The organism is Morococcus cerebrosus, from assembly GCF_022749515.1.
GTDB classification, from domain to species: Bacteria; Pseudomonadota; Gammaproteobacteria; order Burkholderiales; family Neisseriaceae; genus Neisseria; species Neisseria cerebrosa.
The window spans coordinates 947,936-968,753 of the sequence record NZ_CP094242.1 but is presented as its reverse complement, the minus strand read 5'-3'; the positions used below and the strand labels follow the sequence as shown (position 1 = coordinate 968,753).

The 20,818-nt window shown below is 50.4% G+C and carries 16 protein-coding genes and 1 pseudogene; 8 read left to right on the top strand and 9 right to left on the bottom strand.

Features of this window, described 5'->3' with window-relative positions:
- Positions 1–102: 102 nt before the first annotated feature.
- Together htpX and MON37_RS04445 are read right to left on the bottom strand one after the other, a co-directional pair.
- Positions 103–942, bottom strand: a complete 840-nt coding sequence (gene htpX / locus MON37_RS04450) for a protease HtpX (protein ID WP_039405570.1) — start codon at positions 940–942, stop codon at positions 103–105.
- 182 nt (positions 943–1,124) lie between these two features.
- The gene (locus tag MON37_RS04445; RefSeq protein WP_039405574.1) at positions 1,125–1,727 is read right to left on the bottom strand and encodes a DUF4230 domain-containing protein; all 603 of its coding nucleotides are present in this window, start codon (positions 1,725–1,727) and stop codon (positions 1,125–1,127) included.
- A gap of 325 nt (positions 1,728–2,052) precedes the next feature.
- Here MON37_RS04445 and ribBA point away from each other — a divergent pair, with 325 nt between their 5' ends.
- From ribBA to mutL, 3 genes are all read left to right on the top strand, one after another.
- Positions 2,053–3,390: a bifunctional 3,4-dihydroxy-2-butanone-4-phosphate synthase/GTP cyclohydrolase II gene (gene ribBA, locus MON37_RS04440; RefSeq protein WP_039405577.1), complete on the top strand. Its 1,338-nt coding sequence runs from the start codon at positions 2,053–2,055 to the stop codon at positions 3,388–3,390.
- 421 nt (positions 3,391–3,811) lie between these two features.
- On the top strand, positions 3,812–4,435 hold the full coding sequence (locus MON37_RS04435; protein ID WP_039404728.1) for an EVE domain-containing protein: 624 nt from the start codon (positions 3,812–3,814) through the stop codon (positions 4,433–4,435).
- 233 nt (positions 4,436–4,668) lie between these two features.
- A complete protein-coding gene (mutL, locus tag MON37_RS04430; RefSeq protein ID WP_039404725.1) occupies positions 4,669–6,660 on the top strand; it encodes a DNA mismatch repair endonuclease MutL in 1,992 nt (663 codons plus the stop codon).
- Positions 6,661–7,418: 758 nt separating this feature from the next.
- On the opposite strand, the gene MON37_RS04425 is transcribed toward mutL, so the two are convergent.
- The 4 genes from MON37_RS04425 to thrC form a co-directional block, all read right to left on the bottom strand.
- Positions 7,419–8,099 (bottom strand): SIR2 family NAD-dependent protein deacylase, encoded by a 681-nt coding sequence (locus tag MON37_RS04425; protein ID WP_039404722.1) that lies wholly within the window; start codon positions 8,097–8,099, stop codon positions 7,419–7,421.
- 45 nt (positions 8,100–8,144) lie between these two features.
- On the bottom strand, positions 8,145–8,345 hold the full coding sequence (locus MON37_RS04420) for a hypothetical protein (protein WP_003742720.1): 201 nt from the start codon (positions 8,343–8,345) through the stop codon (positions 8,145–8,147).
- A 343-nt stretch (positions 8,346–8,688) separates the two neighbouring features.
- Positions 8,689–9,465 carry a ferredoxin--NADP reductase gene (locus MON37_RS04415; RefSeq protein WP_003756710.1) on the bottom strand — a complete coding sequence of 259 codons (777 nt, stop codon included), beginning with the start codon at positions 9,463–9,465 and terminating at the stop codon, positions 8,689–8,691.
- A 207-nt stretch (positions 9,466–9,672) separates the two neighbouring features.
- Positions 9,673–11,085 carry a threonine synthase gene (thrC, locus tag MON37_RS04410; RefSeq protein ID WP_039404717.1) on the bottom strand — a complete coding sequence of 471 codons (1,413 nt, stop codon included), beginning with the start codon at positions 11,083–11,085 and terminating at the stop codon, positions 9,673–9,675.
- Positions 11,086–11,145: 60 nt separating this feature from the next.
- Between thrC and MON37_RS04405 the strand changes: the two are divergent.
- Positions 11,146–11,280: pseudogene (locus tag MON37_RS04405) on the top strand (IS5/IS1182 family transposase); the annotation flags it as partial.
- Between the two features lie 52 nt (positions 11,281–11,332).
- Here the strand turns inward: MON37_RS04405 and MON37_RS04400 are convergent.
- Positions 11,333–11,710 (bottom strand): hypothetical protein, encoded by a 378-nt coding sequence (locus MON37_RS04400; RefSeq protein WP_082013571.1) that lies wholly within the window; start codon positions 11,708–11,710, stop codon positions 11,333–11,335.
- A 141-nt stretch (positions 11,711–11,851) separates the two neighbouring features.
- Between MON37_RS04400 and MON37_RS04395 the strand changes: the two genes are divergently transcribed.
- Together MON37_RS04395 and MON37_RS04390 are read left to right on the top strand one after the other, a co-directional pair.
- The gene (locus tag MON37_RS04395) at positions 11,852–13,369 is read left to right on the top strand and encodes a hypothetical protein (RefSeq protein ID WP_052242805.1); all 1,518 of its coding nucleotides are present in this window, start codon (positions 11,852–11,854) and stop codon (positions 13,367–13,369) included.
- A 226-nt stretch (positions 13,370–13,595) separates the two neighbouring features.
- Positions 13,596–14,909, top strand: a complete 1,314-nt coding sequence (locus tag MON37_RS04390; protein ID WP_039404714.1) for a replication-associated recombination protein A — start codon at positions 13,596–13,598, stop codon at positions 14,907–14,909.
- Between the two features lie 107 nt (positions 14,910–15,016).
- Here MON37_RS04390 and MON37_RS04385 read toward each other — a convergent pair whose 3' ends face one another.
- Together MON37_RS04385 and MON37_RS04380 are read right to left on the bottom strand one after the other, a co-directional pair.
- Positions 15,017–17,500: a TonB-dependent receptor gene (locus MON37_RS04385; protein WP_039404711.1), complete on the bottom strand. Its 2,484-nt coding sequence runs from the start codon at positions 17,498–17,500 to the stop codon at positions 15,017–15,019.
- A 224-nt stretch (positions 17,501–17,724) separates the two neighbouring features.
- The gene (locus MON37_RS04380) at positions 17,725–18,882 is read right to left on the bottom strand and encodes a sugar transporter (RefSeq protein ID WP_039404708.1); all 1,158 of its coding nucleotides are present in this window, start codon (positions 18,880–18,882) and stop codon (positions 17,725–17,727) included.
- A gap of 135 nt (positions 18,883–19,017) precedes the next feature.
- On the opposite strand from MON37_RS04380, the gene MON37_RS04375 reads away from it, so the two are divergent.
- Together MON37_RS04375 and glyA are read left to right on the top strand one after the other, a co-directional pair.
- The gene (locus tag MON37_RS04375; protein ID WP_039404705.1) at positions 19,018–19,395 is read left to right on the top strand and encodes a hypothetical protein; all 378 of its coding nucleotides are present in this window, start codon (positions 19,018–19,020) and stop codon (positions 19,393–19,395) included.
- Between the two features lie 132 nt (positions 19,396–19,527).
- Entirely contained in the window at positions 19,528–20,778 is a 1,251-nt protein-coding gene (gene glyA, locus MON37_RS04370; protein WP_003756352.1) for a serine hydroxymethyltransferase, read from the top strand.
- Positions 20,779–20,818: the final 40 nt, after the last annotated feature.

Genomic DNA, 20,818 nt, shown 5'->3' with positions numbered 1-20,818 from the left:
TATTGTATCGCCCCCATACTGCGGCCGTCTATCCGAAACACTCATGAAAAAAGGTCGTCTGAAACCAAATTTGGTTTTCAGACGACCTTTTGTTTTTCCGCATTACAGATTTTTCAAGCGCGCAATGCGGTTATCCAAAGAAGGGTGCGTACTCAGCAGGGAATCTTTGGCATCACTGGCAATCCCCATCGCATTCATCTGCTCTGGCAAATCGCTCGTGCTGCCTTTCAAACGTTGCAGCGCGGCAATCATTTTATGCGCACCAACCAACTTGGCGGCACCCGCATCCGCACGGTATTCGCGCTGACGGCTGAACCACATGACGACGATGCTTGCCAAAAAGCCGAACACAATCTGCAACACCATGCTCACCATAAAATATGTGCCTTGCGAAGTGCTGCCGTCGTTATTGCGGGCAATCATGCCGGAAACGACGCGTGCCAAGAAAACCACAAACGTATTGACGACACCCTGTATCAGTGTCAACGTAACCATATCACCGTTGCCGACGTGCGCCATCTCGTGCGCCAAAACCGCTTCGACCTCGTCCCGGGTCATATGATCGAGAAGGCCGGTACTGACGGCGACTAAGGAGCTGTTGCGTGTCGCGCCGGTTGCAAAAGCATTCGGCTCAGGAGAATGATAAATCGCTACCTCAGGAGTTTTGAGACTCCATTGACGGGCCTGCGCTTCAACAGTTGCCAAAAGCCATGCTTCTTCTTCGCTGCGCGGTTGAACGATAACTTCCGCACCCACCGAGTTTTTAGCGATGGTTTTGGACATGAGCAAAGAAATAATCGAACCGGTAAAGCCGACGACGGCAGAATACGCCAGCAGGCTGCCGACTTGGTCCGTACTGTTGATACCGAGGACTGCCAAAACAATCCGGATGACAACTAAAACCGCGATATTGGTTACGAGAAACAGAAAGACACGTTTCACCAGTGTTCCTTTAAATTTGTTTGTTATGTAAAAAATGAATTCTTCAAATACCTTGCAAAAGGCAACGTATTTTCTCAAAAAGTCTCGCCTACCGAAACACCTTATTGGGAAAAGGTATGCAAATCCAAATACACTTTTGGTTACCCACTCGCAATATTATGCTGTCAAACGTCATCCAGCGTTCAGTTGCACTGCCCCACTGCCGCCGGATAAACTGATACCTGCGTCTGCGTCAGGGCAAACAGGTTTTCAAGCTGCGTTTGCGCTTGGCGGTTGGCGTGATCCAAAATCTGGGCTTTACACGCGCTGGCGAGAACTTGTTTTTTGGCTTCGTCCTGCACGGTTTTGAACACTGCCTTATCCACGGGCAAAAGGTTGAACGAGCCGGTTTGGATGTCGTACACCTCGATATTTTCCAAATCGACACTGAGGATTTCTACGGGTGGCAGGCTGATGAGGACTTTTCCGTCCACGATATTGACGTTGTCGGCGTGAAGCTTGTCCAAATCCAAGCCCGCCAACACTTTGCCGCGCACGATAAACAGACCGCTTTGCGAGTCCTGCCACAATCTGCGCCAGTCGCCTTTTTTCTCGGTGCGGATGATGGTGTCGATGTAAAAAGCCGTGCTTTCCAAGCGGTTCATCTGCTTAATCTGCATCAAAACGCCTTCGCGCGAAATCGCTTCATGGGCGTTGTCGTTGCGGTGCTGGGCATAAAACCAGCCGCCCGCCGCTGCGACTGCGCAAAAAATAGATATTAAAATCAATCGGTAAACCATTTTCATTAGGTTAGACCCTTTTCGGTTGCGTTAAACTTATAGTGGATTAAAATTGCAATGATACGGCGTTGCCAACGCCCTTATGTACTACCTGTACACGGCGGGCGTTGCCGCCTTGTCTCATTTTTATTTTAATCCACTATAACGCCCATATTCTTTCAAATGTTCAGATTTCAAGCAAAGGTCGTCTGAAAACGCCATTTTTGTTTTTCAGACAACCTCCTATCAAAACATTACCAAAAGGTAATAAAAATCCGCCATCAAACACAGTTTGCCTTTTGGTAAAGACAAGACTACAATCGCCTACATCTTTTCAGCCACCCCACACATCATGAACACCACCGACCTGCGCCGCCGCAACCTGCGGCAATGGATAGCGGACAAATACGGCGGCCAGCAAACCCGTTTTGCCGAAGCCATCGCCATCAACCAAGGCGAATTGTCCGCCCTTCTGAAAAACAAATCCTTCGGCGAGAAAAAAGCCCGCAAAATCGAACAGGCGGCACAAATGCCCGCCATGTGGCTGGATCAAGAACACGCCACAGCCCAACCCGACCATCAAGAAAGACGCACCATGCCCCACATTTCCTCCATCCCCGAAATCCTCGCCGACATCAAAGCCGGCAAAATGGTCATCATCACCGACGCGGAAGACCGCGAAAACGAAGGCGATTTGCTGATGGCGGCGCAGTTCGTTACCCCCGAAGCCATCAACTTCATGATCAAACACGCGCGCGGACTGGTTTGCCTGCCGATGGAAGGCAGCATGGTCGAGCGGCTCGGCCTGCCCATGATGACCCAGAAAAACGGCGCGCAATACGGCACCAACTTTACTGTTTCCATCGAAGCGGCGCAAGGCATCACCACCGGCATTTCCGCCGCCGACCGCGCCCTGACCATCCAAACCGCCGTCTCCCCGACCGCCAAACCCGAAGACATCGTCCAACCCGGCCACATCTTCCCCCTGCGTGCGCAAAAAGGCGGCGTCCTAGTACGCGCCGGACACACCGAAGCCGGCGTCGATTTGGCACAAATGAACGGACTCATCCCCGCCGCCGTCATCTGCGAAATTATCAACGACGACGGCACCATGGCGCGTATGCCCGAGCTGATGAAGTTCGCCGAAGAACACAACCTCAAAATCGGCACAATTACCGACCTTATCGAATACCGCAGCCGCACCGAAAGCCTGCTCGAAGACATGGGCAACGCCCCCGTACAAACCCCGTGGGGCGAATTCCAGCAACACGTTTACGTCGACAAACTCTCCGGCGAAACCCACCTCGCCCTCGTCAAAGGCAAACCCGCCGCCGACACCGAAACCCTCGTCCGCGTACACGAACCCTTCAGCGTCATGGACTTCATCCAAGCCAACCCGCGCCATTCCTGGTCGCTGCCCAAAGCCCTTGAGCGCATCCAGCAAGCCGACAGCGGCGTCGTCATCCTCCTGCACCGCACCGAAGACGGCGCCACCCTGCTCGACCGCACCCTGCCCAAAGGCGCCAACCAAGCCTACAAATGGGACAGCAAAAGCTACGGCATCGGCGCACAAATCCTCGCCGGCCTCAACGTCGGCAAACTGCGCGTGTTAGGACAGCCCTCCGCCTTCACCGGCCTGACTGGCTTCGGCTTGGAAGTCGTCGGCTTTGAAGAAGCAGAAAACAAATAAACCGCCCGTCTTATCAAAAGGTCGTCTGAAGTCCCGATTCCGGTTTTCAGACGACCTTTTGCTATAAATTACCTGATTCAGCCAACCTCCCATGAAAATTATAGTGGATTAACTTTAAACCAGGACGGCGTTACCTCGCCTTAGCTCAAAGAGAATGATTCTCTAAGGTGCTGAAGCACCAAGTGAATCGGTTCCGTACTATCTGTACTGTCTGCGGCTTCGTCGCCTTGTCCTGATTTAAAGTTAATCCACTATATTACTATAATTTATTTCAAATAAAAATAATAATATAATAATTATAAAATAATTCAAGAATAATTTTTATTGCATTTAAAATACAAATATAGCATAATGCTCATCATCAAAAAGGATATTCTCCTCCTAATATTTTATTTAACTCTAAAAACAAAAGGATATAATTATGCCCAACAGCTATATCGACCGCCGCACAGAAATATATAACCAACGAAATCAAAATAAGATTACGTTGAGTTTACGTTTATCCATTAAAGATGATTTGATTTTGCAAGAGCTTGCCGATGCTTGGGAAACAACCCGCCAAGATATCATCAATGATTTAATTCAAGAATTCATTATTCAAGACTGGGAGAACAAACGAATGATTGACAAACAAAAAGACGAAGAATTTGATAATTCAACTACAACACGATATTTCTTATTAAATACTAATAGTGCCAACGACCTGGAAGACCATAATTTTATGATGACAAACCAAGTAGCTGCTGCATTTGAAGATGGCTACAAAGAAAAAATCTGTCGGATTAAAAAAGGAGACTATGTATTCCTATACGCCTCCGGACAAGGAATTGTTGCATATGGTCAAGCAACAGGAATCGTAGAGAAAACACATCATTATGGTGTTGATAATAAAACATTTTTTCAAAAACTAGAACATTTTGTCGATTTAAGTCAAAATCCAATCAAAGCAAGACAGGTTAAATCCATTTTGGGACGTTCTTTTCCTTTTGCCCAAACATTATCTCAGATTACTGATGGGGAAAAATTGTTGGAGAATCTCAAATAAGACAAAGTAAGGCTACAAGTATCCTGTAAAACGGCAGTTATAGTGAATTAACTTTAAACCAGTACGGCGTTGCCTCGCCTTGCCGTACTATCTGTACTGTCTGCGGCTTCGTCGCCTTGTCCTGATTTAAATTTAATCCACTATAAATTTCAAAAGGTCGTCTGAAATCCCGATTCCGGTTTTCAGACGACCTTTTGCTATAATACCCGCCAGTTTGAAAACGGAAGAAACCCATGTCCCGAATCGCCGCCCTGCCCGACCACCTCGTCAACCAAATCGCCGCCGGCGAAGTGGTCGAACGCCCCGCCAACGCCCTCAAAGAAATCGTCGAAAACAGCATAGACGCAGGCTCGACGGCGATTGAAGTCGAGCTGGCAGGCGGCGGCATCCGCCTCATCCGAGTCAGCGACAACGGCGGCGGCATCCACCCCGACGACATCGAACTCGCACTCCACCGCCACGCTACCAGCAAAATCAAAACCCTAAACGATTTGGAACACGTCGCCAGTATGGGCTTTCGCGGCGAAGGCTTGGCAAGCATCGCCTCTGTCAGCCGCCTGACCCTGACCAGCCGCCAAGACGGCAGCGCGCACGCAACCCAAGTCAAAGCCGAAGACGGCAAACTCAGCAGCCCCACCGCCGCCGCCCACCCCGTCGGTACCACCATCGAAGCCGCCGAACTCTTCTTCAACACACCCGCGCGGCGCAAGTTCCTCAAATCCGAAAACACCGAATACGCCCACTGCGCCACCATGCTCGAACGCCTCGCGCTGGCGCATCCGCACATCGCCTTCTCGCTCAAACGCGACGGCAAACAAGTGTTCAAACTCCCCGCCCAAAGCCTGCATGAACGCATAGCCGCCATTGTCGGCGAAGACTTTCAGGCAGCATCCTTAGAAATCGACAGCGGCAACGGCGCACTGCGGCTCTACGGCGCCATCGCTAAACCCACCTTCGCCAAAGGCAAAACCGACAAACAATACTGCTTCGTCAACCACCGCTTCGTGCGCGACAAAGTCATGCTCCACGCTGTCAAACAGGCATACCGCGACGTATTGCACAACGCCCTCACCCCCGCCTTCGTCCTCTTCCTCGACCTGCCGCCCGAAGCCGTGGACGTCAACGTCCACCCCACCAAAACCGAAATCCGCTTCCGCGACAGCCAGCAGGTACACCAACTCGTGTTCCACACCCTCAACAAAGCCCTCGCCGACACCCGAGCCGACTTGACCGAAAGCGTCGGCAACGCAGGCGAAGTGTTGCACGAAATCACAGGCATCCGTCCCGCGGTAACGTCGTCTGAAAACGAGCATAGCGGGTTCCGCCCAAACCCGCCCACGTCTGAAAATATTTTCGCCGCTGCACCAAGCGCACACGCCTCTGAACCGCGCAACGCCTTCAGTTCAGGCAAAACCGCCCCCATGCCCTATCAGGCAGCACGCGCGCCGCAGCAACGCAGCCTGTCCCTGCGCGAAAGCCGCGCCGCCCTCAACACCTACGCCGAACTCTTCAAAAACAGCGCAGCCGATGAAGCCGATATCGAGTTGGCACAGTTCGAACAAGCCCGCTTCAGCACCACATCCGCCACGTCGTCTGAAACCCCCGCACGCAGCTTTTCAGACGACCCCAAACCCGAACTGCCGCCGCTGGGCTTCGCCATCGCCCAATTATTAGGCATCTACATCCTCGCCCAAGCCGAAGACAGCCTGCTGCTCATCGACATGCACGCCGCCGCCGAGCGCGTCAACTACGAAAAAATGAAACGCCAGCGGCAGGAAAACGGCAACCTGCAAAGCCAACGCCTGCTCATCCCCGTTACCTTCGCCGCGTCCCACGAAGAATGCGCCGCCCTTGCCGACCACGCCGACACGCTGGCAGGCTTCGGGCTGGAACTGTCCGACATGGGCGGCAACACCCTCGCCGTCCGCGCCGTCCCCGCCATGCTCGGCAAAGCCGACGTCGTCTCGCTCGCCAAAGACGTATTGAACGAACTCGCCCAAGTCGGTAGCAGCCAAACCATCGAAGAACACGAAAACCACATCCTCGCCACCATGTCCTGCCACGGCTCCGTCCGCGCCGGCCGCCAGCTCACCCTGCCCGAAATGAACGCCCTCCTGCGCGACATGGAAAACACCCCGCGCAGCAACCAATGCAACCACGGCCGCCCGACCTGGGTGAAACTGACGCTGAAAGAATTGGACGCACTGTTTTTACGCGGACAATAAAGTTGGCGAAAAGCAAAGGTCGTCTGAAAACGGATTTAGGTTTTCAGACGACCTTTTATCTCAAATTCAATCAAAAAAACCAACCGTAGCGTGGGCTTTGCCCGCGAAAACCTCCGCCAAACCTATCTTTAAAAAACTCAAAGAAACCCTTATCCATCGTCATTCCCGCGTAGGCGGGAATCCAGACCTCGGCATTTCGGAATGATTTCAAAGCTGCCATAACTTTAAACTTCTGGATTCCCGCCTGCGCGGGAATGACGACGGTAGGTTAGCCATGTGTGAGGGAGGGGAAAAAGTGAAGCAAGTGCAGGCTGTGTCAAACCCTAACAAAAATTACTGAATCTTCTGCGATACCCAATTTTCAACCTAATCTATCGCCAAATCAAAAGGTTTCAGACGACCTTTTAATTAAAAACTCCTCCCATCGATAACCTAAACGTAGCGTGGGCTTTGCCCACGAAAACCACCACCAAACCTATCTTTAAAAAACTCAAAGAAACCCTTATCCATCGTCATTCCCGCGCAGGCGGGAATCCAGACCTTGGCATTTCGGAATGATTTCAAAGCTGCCATAACTTTAAACTTCCGGATTCCTGCCTGCGCGGGAATGACGACGATAGGTTAGTCATCTAAGGGAGAGAGTGAAGACAATATCCACACTTAACATTTAAACTTCCCGCCAAACAATCTCCAACCGGATGGCCCCATACAATACCAAAGGTCGTCTGAAACTTCTTCAGACGACCTTTCCTTAATTCTCAAACCCGACCAATCAAATACTCGACCAATGCCGGCACACCTTCCGCCGCGCGTTTCGGAATCACTTCGACATCCGCGCCCACGCCTTGCGGATTTGGATCGACCAGATAGCATTCCGCATCGGGCGGCGCGTAGTGAATCAGCGAAGCCGCCGGATAAACCTGCATCGATGTGCCGACAATCATGACCACATCGGCATCGCGCATTTCTTCGACCGCCGCGTCAAACATCGGCACTTGCTCGCCAAAAAACACGATATGTGGGCGCATCGGATTGCCTTGGCTGTCGCGCACATCGTCTGTCTGCTCGCCGGTAAATTCGATGATTTCGTCTTCATCGACGGTGCTGCGCAGTTTGTTCAGCTCGCCGTGCAGGTGCAATACTTTGCTGCTGCCCGCCTTCTCGTGCAGCGCGTCCACATTCTGCGTGATGATGCGCACATCGTAATATTGCGCCAGCTTGACCAACGCCAGATGCGCGGCGTTCGGCTCGGCGGCGTTTGCCTGAAGCCTGCGCTGGTTATAAAAATCAATCACGAGCTTGGGATTGCGCGCCAAGGCTTCGGGCGTGCAGACATCTGTAACCCTATGCCCTTCCCACAAACCGCCCGCATCACGGAAAGTCAGCAACCCGCTGTCGGCGCTGATTCCCGCGCCGGTCAGGACAACGCATTTTTTCATTGTTCGGATTCCTTATGCCGTCTGAAACCAATATTGCCAAACGGCTCAATCGTCCGGATGGAAACGCGCGGCTGCACGCTCTTTGGCGGCGGTTTCCTTGTCTTTCAATTTCGTTCCCAGACCAAGGCGTTTTTCATATTCCGATTGCGGCGTATCGTCATCCTGCATACCGAACGCGCTAGCGTTGACCCAAAGCGCGAGAAGCGAAACGACAAAGGCGCAAAAACCTATGATGTACCAAAACATTTGTTTTCCTGTATTTTTGATGTGCAACAATGAAGGGCGCGGTAATCGGCAATGAAACGGCAGATTGGAAAGGAGTAAATTCAAATAAGAAATACCTGCCGCGGCAATCACGGTACAAATATTTTCTATTTGAAGCCACTGTCAAACAGTCAAACTGCCTACCTGCCGCCTTTCATATAGCGGTTTGTAAAGATATGAAATGTATCACAAAGCCGATTTGATATAAATTCTCCCGCCTGATTCTTTCATTCGTTTACCTATTATCGGTTTAAAAGCCAAAAGGTCGTCTGAAAAGTTTTCATAACTTTTCAGACGACCTTTATCTATCCTTAAAACAAAACCCTTATTGATCCACAAACGCGCGCTCAATCAGGTAGTCGCCGCGTACGCCGGTTTTCGGGGAGACGGTCAGACCGAAATCGTCCAGAACTTTGCAGGTGTCTTTCAACATGGCAGGGCTGCCGCAGAGCATGGCGCGGTCGTCTTGCGGGTTGATTTTGGGCAGGCCGATGTCTTCAAACAGTTTGCCGCTTACCATCAGGTCGGTCAGGCGGCCGTGGTGTTCGTAGTCTTCGCGGGAAACGATGGGGTAGTAAATCAGTTTTTCTTTAACCAAGTCGCCGAGGTATTCGTGTTCGGGCAATTCTTTGGTAAAGCGGTCGTAGTACGCCAAATCTTTTTTGTAGCGCACGCCGTGTACGAGGATGATTTTTTCAAATTGCTCGTAAATTTCGGGATCTTTGGTGATGCTCAAGAAAGGGGCGATGCCGGTACCGGTGCTCAACAGGTAAAGGTGTTTGCCGGGATTCAGGTCGCCGGCAACCAAGGTTCCGGTCGGTTTTTTGCTGATTAACACGTCGTCGCCGACTTTGAGGTGTTGCAGGCGGCTGGTCAGAGGGCCGTCTTGGACTTTAATGCTGAAAAATTCGAGGTGTTCTTCCCAGTTGGCGGAGGCGACGCTGTATGCGCGCATCAGCGGCTTGCCGTCCACCATCAATCCGACCATGACGAATTGGCCGTTTTCGAAGCGCAACGATTCGTCGCGGGTGCAGGTAAAGGTGAAATACGCATCCGTCCAGTGATGTACGGACAATACTTTTTGGGTATTGAATGCTGCCATTTGAGTTTCCTGTCGGTAAATCCGTCTGATCGCGCGGGTCGGGCGGATGATGGTTTAAAAGGGTTTTCAGACGACCTCTCTCGCCTGTGAATAGATAATGCCGAATTAGAGCAAACGCGCAATTTTAAACGAAAATATTTATCATCACAATGCTTGCTGTCTAGCAGAGGTCGTCTGAAACTTTTCAGACGACCTCTTGGCAACGCATTACTTATCTAAGGTTTCGCGGATGATTTCTTTGACGGCGGCTGCATTGTTTGGCACGACTCGGACGCGCTGCGGCAATTTTTCCAAACCTTCCAGCGCGGCGGGACGTGGAATGGCGACATCGCCGACGGCTTCGTGTATGGTCGCATCGAATTTCGCTGCCAACGCGGTTTCCAAACACACAACCGTCTCCCCTTCTTCGCGCACTTCGCGGGCGACTTTTACGCCGTCGGCAGTGTGCGGGTCGATGAGTTCTTTATCTTGCTCGTAAACCTGCTTGATGGTGGCGAGGCGGTCGGCGTGGGTAGATTTGCCGGAAGTAAAGCCGTATTTGCCGCCGACTTTTTCCAAGGCAAACTGCAAGTCAAAGCCCTTGCCCGCCGCCACTTCCGCCCACAGCGTGTTGATTTCCTGAGGATCGCGATCCATCAGGTCGAACACGAAACGCTCGAAGTTGGACGCTTTGGAAATATCCATAGACGGGCTGGAGGTAACATAAGTATGCTCGCTGTTGCGCGGGCGGTATGCGCCGGTTTTGAAAAACTCGTCCAACACATCGTTTTCATTGGTCGCGACAATCAGGCGGCGGATAGGCAAGCCCATTTGTTTGGCGATGTGTCCCGCGCAAACGTTGCCGAAGTTGCCGCTCGGCACGCAGAAGCTGACCTGCTCATCATTGCTTTGCGTCGCCTTGAAATAGCCCGCAAAGTAATAAACCACTTGCGCGACGATGCGTCCCCAGTTGATCGAATTGACCGTACCGATATGGTATTTTTCCTTGAACGCAGCATCGTTCTGCACCGCCTTCACAATATCCTGACAGTCGTCAAACATCCCCTTCACGGCGATATTGTGGATATTCTCGTCTTGCAGGCTGTACATCTGCGCACGTTGGAACGCGCTCATTTTGCCGTCGGGCGACAGCATAAATACATTCACGCCCTTTTTACCGCGCAACGCATATTCCGCAGCCGAACCCGTATCGCCGCTGGTTGCGCCCAAGATATTGAGTTCCCTACCCTTTTTGTTCAACACATATTCAAACGCATTGCCCAAAAACTGCATCGCCATATCCTTGAACGCCAGCGTCGGGCCGTTGGACAAGGCTTGGATTTTGATGCCGTCGGACAAAGTACGCACAGGCGTGATTTCCTCAGTGCCGAACGCCGCTTCCGTATAAGTACGGTTCAGAATATCGCGCAAATCGTCTGCCGGAATATCCGTTACAAACAGGCTCATCACCTCAAACGCCAGCTCCGGATAGCTCAAACCGCGCCACTTGTCCAAAGTCTCGCGGCTGACCTGCGGATAACGCTCCGGCAGCATCAAACCGCCATCGGGCGCAAGCCCCATCAACAAAACCTCGCTAAACGGTTTATGCGCCGTCTCGCCGCGCGTACTGATATATTTCATGATTTCTTCTCTATAAAAACAAAAATATTGCTAATCAAAACAGGAAACCCGCCTGCGAACTATAGTGGATTAAATTTAAATCAGGACAAGGCGACGAAGCCGCAGACAGTACAGATAGTACGGCAAGGCGAGGCAACGCTGTACTGGTTTAAATTTAATCCACTATATCCCACAAGCCGTCCTATCCCGACCTTAATCCACTATAAACTTTGAGACGACCCCGATACACAGAGGTCGTCTGAAAACATTATCTATACAAACGCTTGAAACAAGTATTGACAGTTTTCACCGTTACCGACGCAATCGCCCGATCGCGCGAAGAAGGATTCAAAACATCCATCAACTCTTGCGCGGACACCTGGTTCGGCGCTTCCTCGCTCGCGCAGCCGCAGATTTTGTCTTCCCACTCGCGCTGTTTTTCCGCGCTCATGGTCAGCGCGACCAAACGCCACTCATTGCGCTTTTTCAACTCCGAACGGCACTGATGATCGACCGCCATTTTCACCACGCTGCCACCAATCCCCGTACCGCCGCCCAAACCGCCGAACGCCGAGTCAGAATCATAAGCGCAACCGCCCAAAAAAGCCGCCACAGAAGCAACGGCAACAATCTTTTTCATATTCATAGCCATCCCTTGCCGCAAGGTCGTCTGAAACGCCCCGCAAAGTCTTTAAACAAACGCGTATTATACCGTAAGCGGTGTGAGATGGGGGATTGGGGAAAGTCGGGTATAATCCGTTTTTTTGGGAAAATAGAGGATTGATCAATGTCTAACTCAAAAGAAAACACGCAAAACCCTAGCTGCTGTAAATTTTTTACAAAGATTAAGGAATGGATATGCGCAAGAAAAAATAAAAACTCAAAGAATGTGGAAGAAACAACGACACATCGAAATTTAAACAGACTAAGACAACAGCGCAAACAAATACAACAGAGCAAACAAAAAACTGACTATTTGGAAATTTTCAGCAAACTCATCGGAATATCGACAATATTAGGGATACTCTCCGGTGGATTTGTTATATATATCTATCTCTTGAAGATTAATCAATTAAGTATTCTTCCTGATGTAATAAGCAATCCGTCTAGCCTAATTGCTGCAATTACAATTTTTATACTTATTTATATTATTATAATTTCGTTACACTATCTTTTATTGCATTCATTTTTACCAGAATCATCTTCTGCTATACAGGACTCTCTAAACTCAAAATCCACCAAGTCAAATCACTCTGTAAAAATTATTTTTAGATTATATAATATATGTATTTCCTTAATAATTTTTTGGGTAATTTTTCGATTTCTCACAATTTTTTTAGAATATTTATTTCCACAAACAAATAATATCGGTATATATCTCATTTCATTTATACTCATATTATTCATATTCTTACTGACATTAATAGATTATTACCGTAAAAATTTGCTTAATTTATTCAATTTAAACGACAAAGAATCTTTTATTTCCTTTACTAGATTACTCATAACATTAATCATGATAATTTATCTAATGATATTAGGTATGGGCGATAAAACAAGAATCTTAAACTTTACGCATATCATTGAAATACCTGAAGACTCCTCATGGTACTTATTGCATAATAACTTCCAACAAAACAACGGCTCTCAAGAAACCAACGGTATTGATAAAAATGACTTGATCAAATTAAAACAAAATTTCAAATGTTCTATTCTTTCAGAAAAAGAAAAAGCAGATAAAAACATTAATTGTTCTTCGATTCCCGAACAACGCAATAATGCCCTATACGGCTATATGGCGTGGAATTTGGGCGATATTAAGTTTTTTTGCCCAGCGACTACTGATAACACCAAAGCCGACTCCACTAAAACTAAAGATGAGGACTCTAAAAGTAAAAATGAGGACCCTAAAACTAAAGAACAAGAAGCAGCTGACGAATTAGCTGCTAAAGAAGCTGACAAATTAACTGAAGAATGTATCATCATCAGCGGAAAAGCCCTGCAAATCATGCCTAAAAGTTATATCAGTACCAATACTGATGGCATTGACGACAGTAATCCTGAGAATACCGGTCATGACGAGCCTGCAATTGATATTAACACTGACGTTAAATTCAAAAATGACCTTAACGCCCAATCCAATGCCGGCTTGAATAATTTCAATGTCCAACCTATCCTGCCGATACAATCTAATGCAAAAAATATGTCAATCCAGATTAACTACGGCAGCTGTAATCATGATTCGTCAAGAAACAAGGATGATCATCCTGGTATAGGATACACAGACAAAAAAATCTGCCAGTAAGTTATGGCAAACCTATGCCGTCATTCCCGCGCAGGCGGGAATCCATCTTTGAGGATAGGAAAATCCATAAAAATCAATCAACTGAAATTTACAATCGGATTCCCGCCTGCGCGGGAATGACGGCTGTGATGTATCCTGTCTTTATTGTTCTCTTCGCCATCCGTCCGTTTTCAGACGACCTGCTATAATCCACGTCGTCTGAAAACCCTCTTTCACGGAAACCGCCATGTCCGACCTTTTCACCCGCCAACCTGATGCGCCGCTTGCCGAACGCCTGCGCCCGCATACGCTTGATGACGTTATCGGGCAGCAGCATTTAATCGGCGAAGGCAAACCGCTGCGTGTGGCGGTGGAAGGCGGGAAGCCGCATTCTATGTTGCTGTGGGGGCCGCCGGGCGTGGGCAAGACGACGTTGGCGCGGATTTTGGCGCAGAGTTTCAATGCACAGTTTCTGCCTGTTTCCGCCGTATTTTCCGGTGTGAAGGACATACGCGAGGCAATCGAGAAAGCTGAAATTGCCTTGCAACAAGGGCGCGCGACGATTTTGTTTGTTGACGAGGTACACCGCTTCAACAAAGCGCAGCAGGACGCATTTTTGCCTTATGTCGAAAGCGGCTTATTAACCTTTATCGGCGCTACCACGGAAAACCCGTCATTTGAAGTCAATCCGGCATTACTCAGCAGGGCGCAGGTTTATGTCTTGCAATCCTTGTCTTCAGACGACCTGAAAAAGCTGATTGCCAAAGTGTTGGCCTTGCCCGAATACCAAGAGTTTACGATTGAAGCCGATGCGCAAGAATTACTTGTGAATACCGCCGATGGCGATGCCCGCAGATTGTTGAACTTGATTGAGCAGCTTTTACGCGCTGCCGATACACGCCGTCTGAAAACCCTGACTGCCGAATTTCTTGCCGACAGTTTGGGTGCGCAAATCCGTCGTTTTGATAAGGGCGGCGAGAGTTTCTACAACCAAATTTCTGCGCTGCACAAATCCGTGCGCGGTTCGCATCCTAACGCGGCATTGTATTGGTTCTGCCGTATGCTCGACGGTGGCACCGACCCGCGCTATCTTGCCCGCCGCATTGTCCGCATGGCATGGGAAGACATCGGCTTGGCCGATCCGCGTGCCTTAACGATTGCCAATGATGCCGCCGCGACTTATGAGCGCTTAGGCTCGCCGGAAGGGGAGCTTGCTTTGGCTCAAGCTGTGTTGTACCTTGCCGCCGCCGCCAAATCAAACGCAGGTTATAAGGCATACAACCAAATGCGCCGTTTCGTCAAAGAAAATGCCAGCAACGAAGTGCCTGTCCATCTGCGCAATGCGCCGACCAAGTTGATGAAAGAATTGGGCTACGGACGCGAATACCGCTACGCCCACGACGAACCGAACGCCTACGCCGCCGGCGAAAGCTATATGCCCGACGGCTTGGACGAACCGGACTTCTACCAACCCGTCCCGCGCGGACTGGAAATCAAAATCGGCGAAAAGCTGGAATGGTTGAAATCGCTGGATGAAGAGGCGTTGGATAAGCAGAAGTAAATGGTGTCTCACATTTCAGACGACCCCAAAACGTCATCTGAAAATCCAATCATCAAAAAGAAAAACCGGATTCCCATCAAAGGAATCCGGCTTGTTTTATTCCAAACTTAGAAATTCATTCTCACACCCACGCGGACGGAGCGGCCAGGCAGCGGTGCGATGTATTTCAGCATGGAGTTTTGCGGACGTGCGGTGCGATTGGCAAGGTTGCGCGCATCGACAAACCATTCAGATGTTACCTTGCCGTGTTTGAGCGTATGGCTCAAATACGCATCCCACATGGTATAGCCGCCCAACACAGGTTCTTTGTAATTGGCAGCCATATGGCCGGTATGTTTGGCAGGACGGTAGCGCGTCAGGCTGCTGCCCACTTGCCAGCCGCCTTTATTCCATGTCAAACCTGCTCCGTAGCGGGAAACGGGCATATTGGGCATGTAATAGCCGTTGTTGCGGACGCGGCTGCCGTGTTCTAAGGAAGTGTTGCGCTCGTCGTCCAAATCGGCGCGGTTGTGTACGAAATCGCCGAAAAGTCGTGCTTCCAATGTGCCGTATTTGTTCAGGTCAAACCACTGATTCAATTCCAACTCTAAACCGTGAAGTTGGGTATTGCCGGCGCGCCAATATTTGGTTGGAAGGCGTTGACCGCCATCGTGTGCCGCATCGACCAAGAAGGCATAATCTTTGAATTGGGTTCTGTACCAGCTTGCGCGAAGCCGTCCGTCTTTCCAACCGAATTCGCTGTTGAATTCCCAAGTTCTAGCGGTTTCAGGACGGAGGACATCGACCGCCCAGTGTGATTCGGCAGCCATCAGGGCATAGTGATCGCCGCCTGCGTACAACTCGTTGACTTCAGGAGCGCGTTGCGAACGGCTATATCGCGCGCCCAGCTTCCAGAAGTCAAACAAATCCACGCCTACACCGGCATGATAGTGGTTCAAACTGTATTTCAGACGACCTCTTTCCTGCAAACTTTGAACTGTCGAGCTATTGCGTCCAGGTTTGAAATCGCCGATATCGACCGAGTGGCGAACCTGACCGTGCCGCCAGCCCAACGAAGCATCCCAGTTTTTCCATTTGAAGTTTTCCAACGCGAAAATACCGTATTCTTTGCTGTCGGTATCAGGCAGGTAGGCGTAGTTTCCGGTACGTTTGCCGTTGATGCCGGAAGATTCAGTGCTGCGTTGTTTCCAGTCTGCGCCCATTGTGCCTTTCAGCCAAGAACCGGCTTTGTGGTTGAACTCCAAACGGCTTTGGAAGGTTTTGCTGTCCAGCGTTTGCATTTTGGTGTCGCCCAAATATTCAGCGGTAGGCGTTTGCGTATAAGCAGCTTGAAACTTGATGTTCTCTATCCACGGAGCCAACGGACGGTACATGGCCTCAGCCTGCCAACGGGTTTGCTGGGCGCGCACGGAGGCATACTCGCGTCCGGTTTTGTTAGAAGAGCCGCCATGATGATTGTGTCCGGATGAAGCAAAATTGTAATAGCCGAATCCGGCAATGCCTGATTTGCTTAAGAAGCGGCTGACAGACAAACCGACATAGCTGCGCTCGCCGATATGGCTCAAACCGAAAGCAAAGTTCTGATTGCTCAAGTGGCTGTTTTTTAGACGACCTTTTTCAACAGGCATATCGTCTTTCATGGCATTGACGACCTTAATCCTACGGTCTTTGCTGCCATCGTAAAGCGGATTCTCTACCCAATCGCCCCAAGACGGTTTATTCACTTTGTACAGTTCAGACTCGTCAGGTTCTGACCCATCGTTATAGCGTTTCCACTGGGCGATAAAAGCCGGAATATCTTTCGCGACATAACGGAAATGGCCTTTATTTAAGGTTTCGCTAATATCCGGAGTAACCTGACATGCCCACATCAGACGCGAGCTGTAAATATTGGCAGGATCGTAACAGGCTGCCGGCTTGGAATCGCCGGGGATGCGGTAATCATCCGAATGGGTGTCCGCGCCCGACAAATGCCAAGCCACATTGCCTACCTTACCGTTTAATTTGAACGCGGCGACGCGCGGCGTATTGTAACCGCCGCTCACTTCCACTTTGCCGCCCACGTCTTTTTCAGGCAGCTGACTGGCAATCACGCCCGTATCGACATCGACCGCACCGCCAATCGCATTACCGCCATACAGCACCGAAGCCGATGATTTCAAAATGGTAATTTTTTCCGCCATAAACGGATTCACCATCAACGGCAAATCAGGGCTTAAAGAAGAAGCGTCCGAAATACCCAATCCATTTTCACTGACATACACACGCGAACCGCTCAAACTGCGGATTTGCGGTACGCCTGTATTAGGGCCGTAAGCATTATTTTGAACACCGGACACTTGTTCCACAGTCTGCCCGAGCGATACGGCGCGTTTTGTTTTCAAATCATTCGTAGTCAAGACTTCCCCGTCTTTCAGGTAGTCTTTTGCACCAGATTGCAAACGCCAGTTGTTAGAAGGTGCTTTCGCAGTAACCTTGACTTCAGGCAAGTCTACTTGCGGGGTATCTTCCGCAACCACTTGTCCTGAAAAAACCGCTAAAACAGCACACAATATTCTGTTTTTATTGAAAAAGATAGTTTGCTTCACCATTCATCCTTTTTAGATAACACATCACGAAAGGCGATATGATATATCATTTTCTTTACCTAGAATGCGGATAACTTTGTCTTTGTTTATGAACTTTGATTTTTGTCAATAGCTACAAAGAATAGTAAAAATACTATTAAGTACACATAAAGAATTAATTATAAGAATAAAAAAGAGGTCGTCTGAAAACGTTTGTTTTCAGACGACCTCTTTTTTATACAACCCTCTTATTTTCGCATTTCAACCAACATCCGACACACGCCCAATCCTGCTGCTGCCAAGATTGCGGCGGCAAAGCCGATGTTGGAAATGCCCGCCCAGACGGTAACGTAATGTCCCAAAAGCGCGCCGCCGCCGATACCGACGTTGTAGAGGCCTGAGTAAATCGAGTTGGCTACATCGGTCGCATCCGAGGCAAAGTCCAATACTTTGGATACCATGCCGAGGCTTAAGACGACGATGGCGATACCCCAGACAAACACCAGCGCGTAAACGGCTATCGGGTAAGTGGCAAGGGGCAGCAGGCAGAGCGTTGAAGCCATGATGACGGATACCGAGGTCAGCAGGAATGTGCGCTGGTGTTTGGCAAACCATTTGCCGAACAGATACGACGCGGCAAACCCCGCCAGTCCGTACAGGCTCAAGACGATGGTCACTTGTTCGGGCGCGAAGCCGCCGGCTTGCAGGACGAAGGGTTCGATATAGCTGTATGCCGTAAAGTGGGCGGTAATCAGCAGGACGGTCAGCGCGTAGAGCAGCATGAGGTTTTTGCGCTTGAGCAATCCGGGCAGGCTTTTGAGCGAACCTGTGTTCACGCTGGGCAGCAGCGGCAGGTTTTTCGCCAATATGCCCATGACTGCCGCCGCGCAAAGTCCGATAAGCAAAAAGCTGAACTGCCAGCTTGAGTGTTGCCCGATAACGCGCCCCAGCGGGATGCCCGCCACCATCGCCATAACCGTACCCGTACTGAGCAGCCCCAAAGCCTGATTGCCTTTACCCTGCGGCGCAACGCGTACTGCCAGCGAGGCGGTAATTGACCAAAACACGGCATGCGTCAGGGCGATACCGATGCGGCTGACGAGCAGGATTTCGAAACTTCGGGCGAAATAGGAAACGATGTGGCTGAGGGTAAAGAACGCGAAGAGGACGAGCAGCAGCTTTCGGCGTTCGATGTTTTTCGTTACCAGCATCAGCGGCAGTGACAGCAGCGCGACAATCCACGCATACACGGTAATCATGATGCCGACTTCGGTCGGCGGCATATTGAAGGTCGCACCGATGTCGCTCAATAGGGCAATCGGGATATATTCGGTGGTGTTGAAAATGAATGCGCCGACCGCCAGGGCGATGACGCTTAACCATTGCTTGTTTGTGTTTGCTGACATTGGGGTTTCCCTTTTTATATTTGTCTTCAAGATTTTATCGAATCTGTAATTATACTACTTTCAGACGACCTTCCTACTGCGACGACACAAATTTCCACCCTAGACGCTCCCGCATCATCGGCATACAATCTTTGCATGAACACCAAACGCCCCAAGCTCTCCCGTTTTGCCCACATTTACGGCATGAACGGGCAATTCATCCTGTTGGAACAGCATTCCGAGTGGATGCCGGTCAACGATGCCGACTACGACAATGCGCCCGCCTTGCCGGAGGGGTTCGTGTTTGCGGATGAAGCGTTCTATACGACCGACGGCAGCGTGCCGCCGCTTGTCCTGCCCGACAACATCAAAATCTTCAACGAAGAAGCGCGCAAACTCGAACGCCGCAGGCTCGATGCGCTGGCTTTGGAGGAGTTGGGCAAAAACCTCGCCGCCACCCAAGCCGAGACCGACCTCGAAGCCCTGCTCGAAAAAATCGAATTTCATTTGAAACAAGACAATCTGTTCAAATAAAACTTTTCAGACGACCCTCCAAGCAGCAAAGGGGTCGTCTGAAAGATAAAATCGTTGACAATCCAAACCGATTTGGTACATTGTTCAACACTTATCAATCCCCGTTTCCCAACCGACAAAGGAGTCGAGAAGATGTTTTCAAAAAGCGTCAACCTAGCCCAATATGATCCGGAGCTGGCAGCCGCCATCGCCCAAGAAGACCAACGCCAGCAAGACCACGTCGAACTGATTGCTTCCGAAAACTACGTCAGTTGCGCCGTGATGGAGGCACAAGGTTCGCAATTGACCAACAAATACGCCGAAGGCTACCCCGGCAAACGATACTACGGCGGCTGCGAATACGTCGATATCGTCGAACAGCTGGCAATCGACCGCGTCAAAGAACTCTTCGGTGCGGAATACGCCAACGTCCAACCCCATTCCGGCTCCCAAGCCAACCAAGCCGTGTACGCTTCCGTCCTCAAACCCGGCGACACCATCCTCGGCATGAGCCTCGCCCACGGCGGACACCTGACCCACGGCGCCAGCGTCAACATTTCCGGCAAACTCTACAACGCCATTACCTACGGCTTGGATGAAAACGAAGTCCTCGATTACGCCGAAGTCGAACGCCTCGCGCTCGAACACAAACCCAAAATGATCGTTGCCGGCGCATCTGCCTACGCACTGCAAATCGACTGGGCGAAATTCCGCGAAATCGCCGACAAAGTCGGTGCCTACCTTTTCGTCGATATGGCGCACTACGCAGGTCTGATTGCCGGCGGCGAATACCCCAACCCCGTCCCATTCTGCGACTTCGTGACCACCACCACCCACAAAACCCTGCGCGGCCCGCGCGGCGGCGTGATTTTGTGCCGCGACAACACGCATGAAAAAGCGTTGAACTCTTCCATCTTCCCAAGCCTGCAAGGCGGCCCGCTGATGCACGTCATCGCCGCCAAAGCCGTTGCGTTCAAAGAAGCCCTGCAACCCGAGTTCAAACAATACGCGAAACAGGTGAAAATCAACGCCGCAGCGATGGCGGAAGAATTGGTCAAACGCGGTTTGCGCATCGTTTCCGGCCGCACCGAAAGCCACGTTTTCCTCGTTGACCTACAACCGATGAAAATCACCGGCAAAGCCGCCGAAGCCGCATTGGGCAAAGCAAACATCACTGTCAACAAAAACGCCATCCCCAACGACCCGGAAAAACCGTTCGTTACCTCCGGCATCCGCATCGGCTCCGCCGCCATGACCACGCGCGGATTTAACGAAGCCGACGCCCGAGTCCTCGCCAACCTCGTTGCCGACGTTTTGGCAAATCCTGAAGACGAAGCGAATCTGGCAAACGTCCGCAAGCAAATCACCGCACTTTGCGACAAATACCCCGTTTACGGCGCATAATCCGCTTGCCCGTTTAAGCATTGTGTAAAACGGAAAGGTC

What these genes read in the sequence shown, in the direction of transcription:
- MON37_RS04445 (WP_039405574.1), bottom strand. Translation starts at nt 1,727, where the DNA reads ATGAAAATGGTTTACCGATTGATTTTAATATCTATTTTTTGCGCAGTC.
- ribBA (WP_039405577.1), top strand. Translation starts at nt 2,053, where the DNA reads ATGAACACCACCGACCTGCGCCGCCGCAACCTGCGGCAATGGATAGCG.
- MON37_RS04435 (WP_039404728.1), top strand. Translation starts at nt 3,812, where the DNA reads ATGCCCAACAGCTATATCGACCGCCGCACAGAAATATATAACCAACGA.
- mutL (WP_039404725.1), top strand. Translation starts at nt 4,669, where the DNA reads ATGTCCCGAATCGCCGCCCTGCCCGACCACCTCGTCAACCAAATCGCC.
- MON37_RS04425 (WP_039404722.1), bottom strand. Translation starts at nt 8,099, where the DNA reads ATGAAAAAATGCGTTGTCCTGACCGGCGCGGGAATCAGCGCCGACAGC.
- MON37_RS04420 (WP_003742720.1), bottom strand. Translation starts at nt 8,345, where the DNA reads ATGTTTTGGTACATCATAGGTTTTTGCGCCTTTGTCGTTTCGCTTCTC.
- MON37_RS04415 (WP_003756710.1), bottom strand. Translation starts at nt 9,465, where the DNA reads ATGGCAGCATTCAATACCCAAAAAGTATTGTCCGTACATCACTGGACG.
- thrC (WP_039404717.1), bottom strand. Translation starts at nt 11,085, where the DNA reads ATGAAATATATCAGTACGCGCGGCGAGACGGCGCATAAACCGTTTAGC.
- MON37_RS04400 (WP_082013571.1), bottom strand. Translation starts at nt 11,710, where the DNA reads ATGAATATGAAAAAGATTGTTGCCGTTGCTTCTGTGGCGGCTTTTTTG.
- MON37_RS04395 (WP_052242805.1), top strand. Translation starts at nt 11,852, where the DNA reads ATGTCTAACTCAAAAGAAAACACGCAAAACCCTAGCTGCTGTAAATTT.
- MON37_RS04390 (WP_039404714.1), top strand. Translation starts at nt 13,596, where the DNA reads ATGTCCGACCTTTTCACCCGCCAACCTGATGCGCCGCTTGCCGAACGC.
- MON37_RS04385 (WP_039404711.1), bottom strand. Translation starts at nt 17,500, where the DNA reads ATGGTGAAGCAAACTATCTTTTTCAATAAAAACAGAATATTGTGTGCT.
- MON37_RS04380 (WP_039404708.1), bottom strand. Translation starts at nt 18,882, where the DNA reads ATGTCAGCAAACACAAACAAGCAATGGTTAAGCGTCATCGCCCTGGCG.
- MON37_RS04375 (WP_039404705.1), top strand. Translation starts at nt 19,018, where the DNA reads ATGAACACCAAACGCCCCAAGCTCTCCCGTTTTGCCCACATTTACGGC.
- glyA (WP_003756352.1), top strand. Translation starts at nt 19,528, where the DNA reads ATGTTTTCAAAAAGCGTCAACCTAGCCCAATATGATCCGGAGCTGGCA.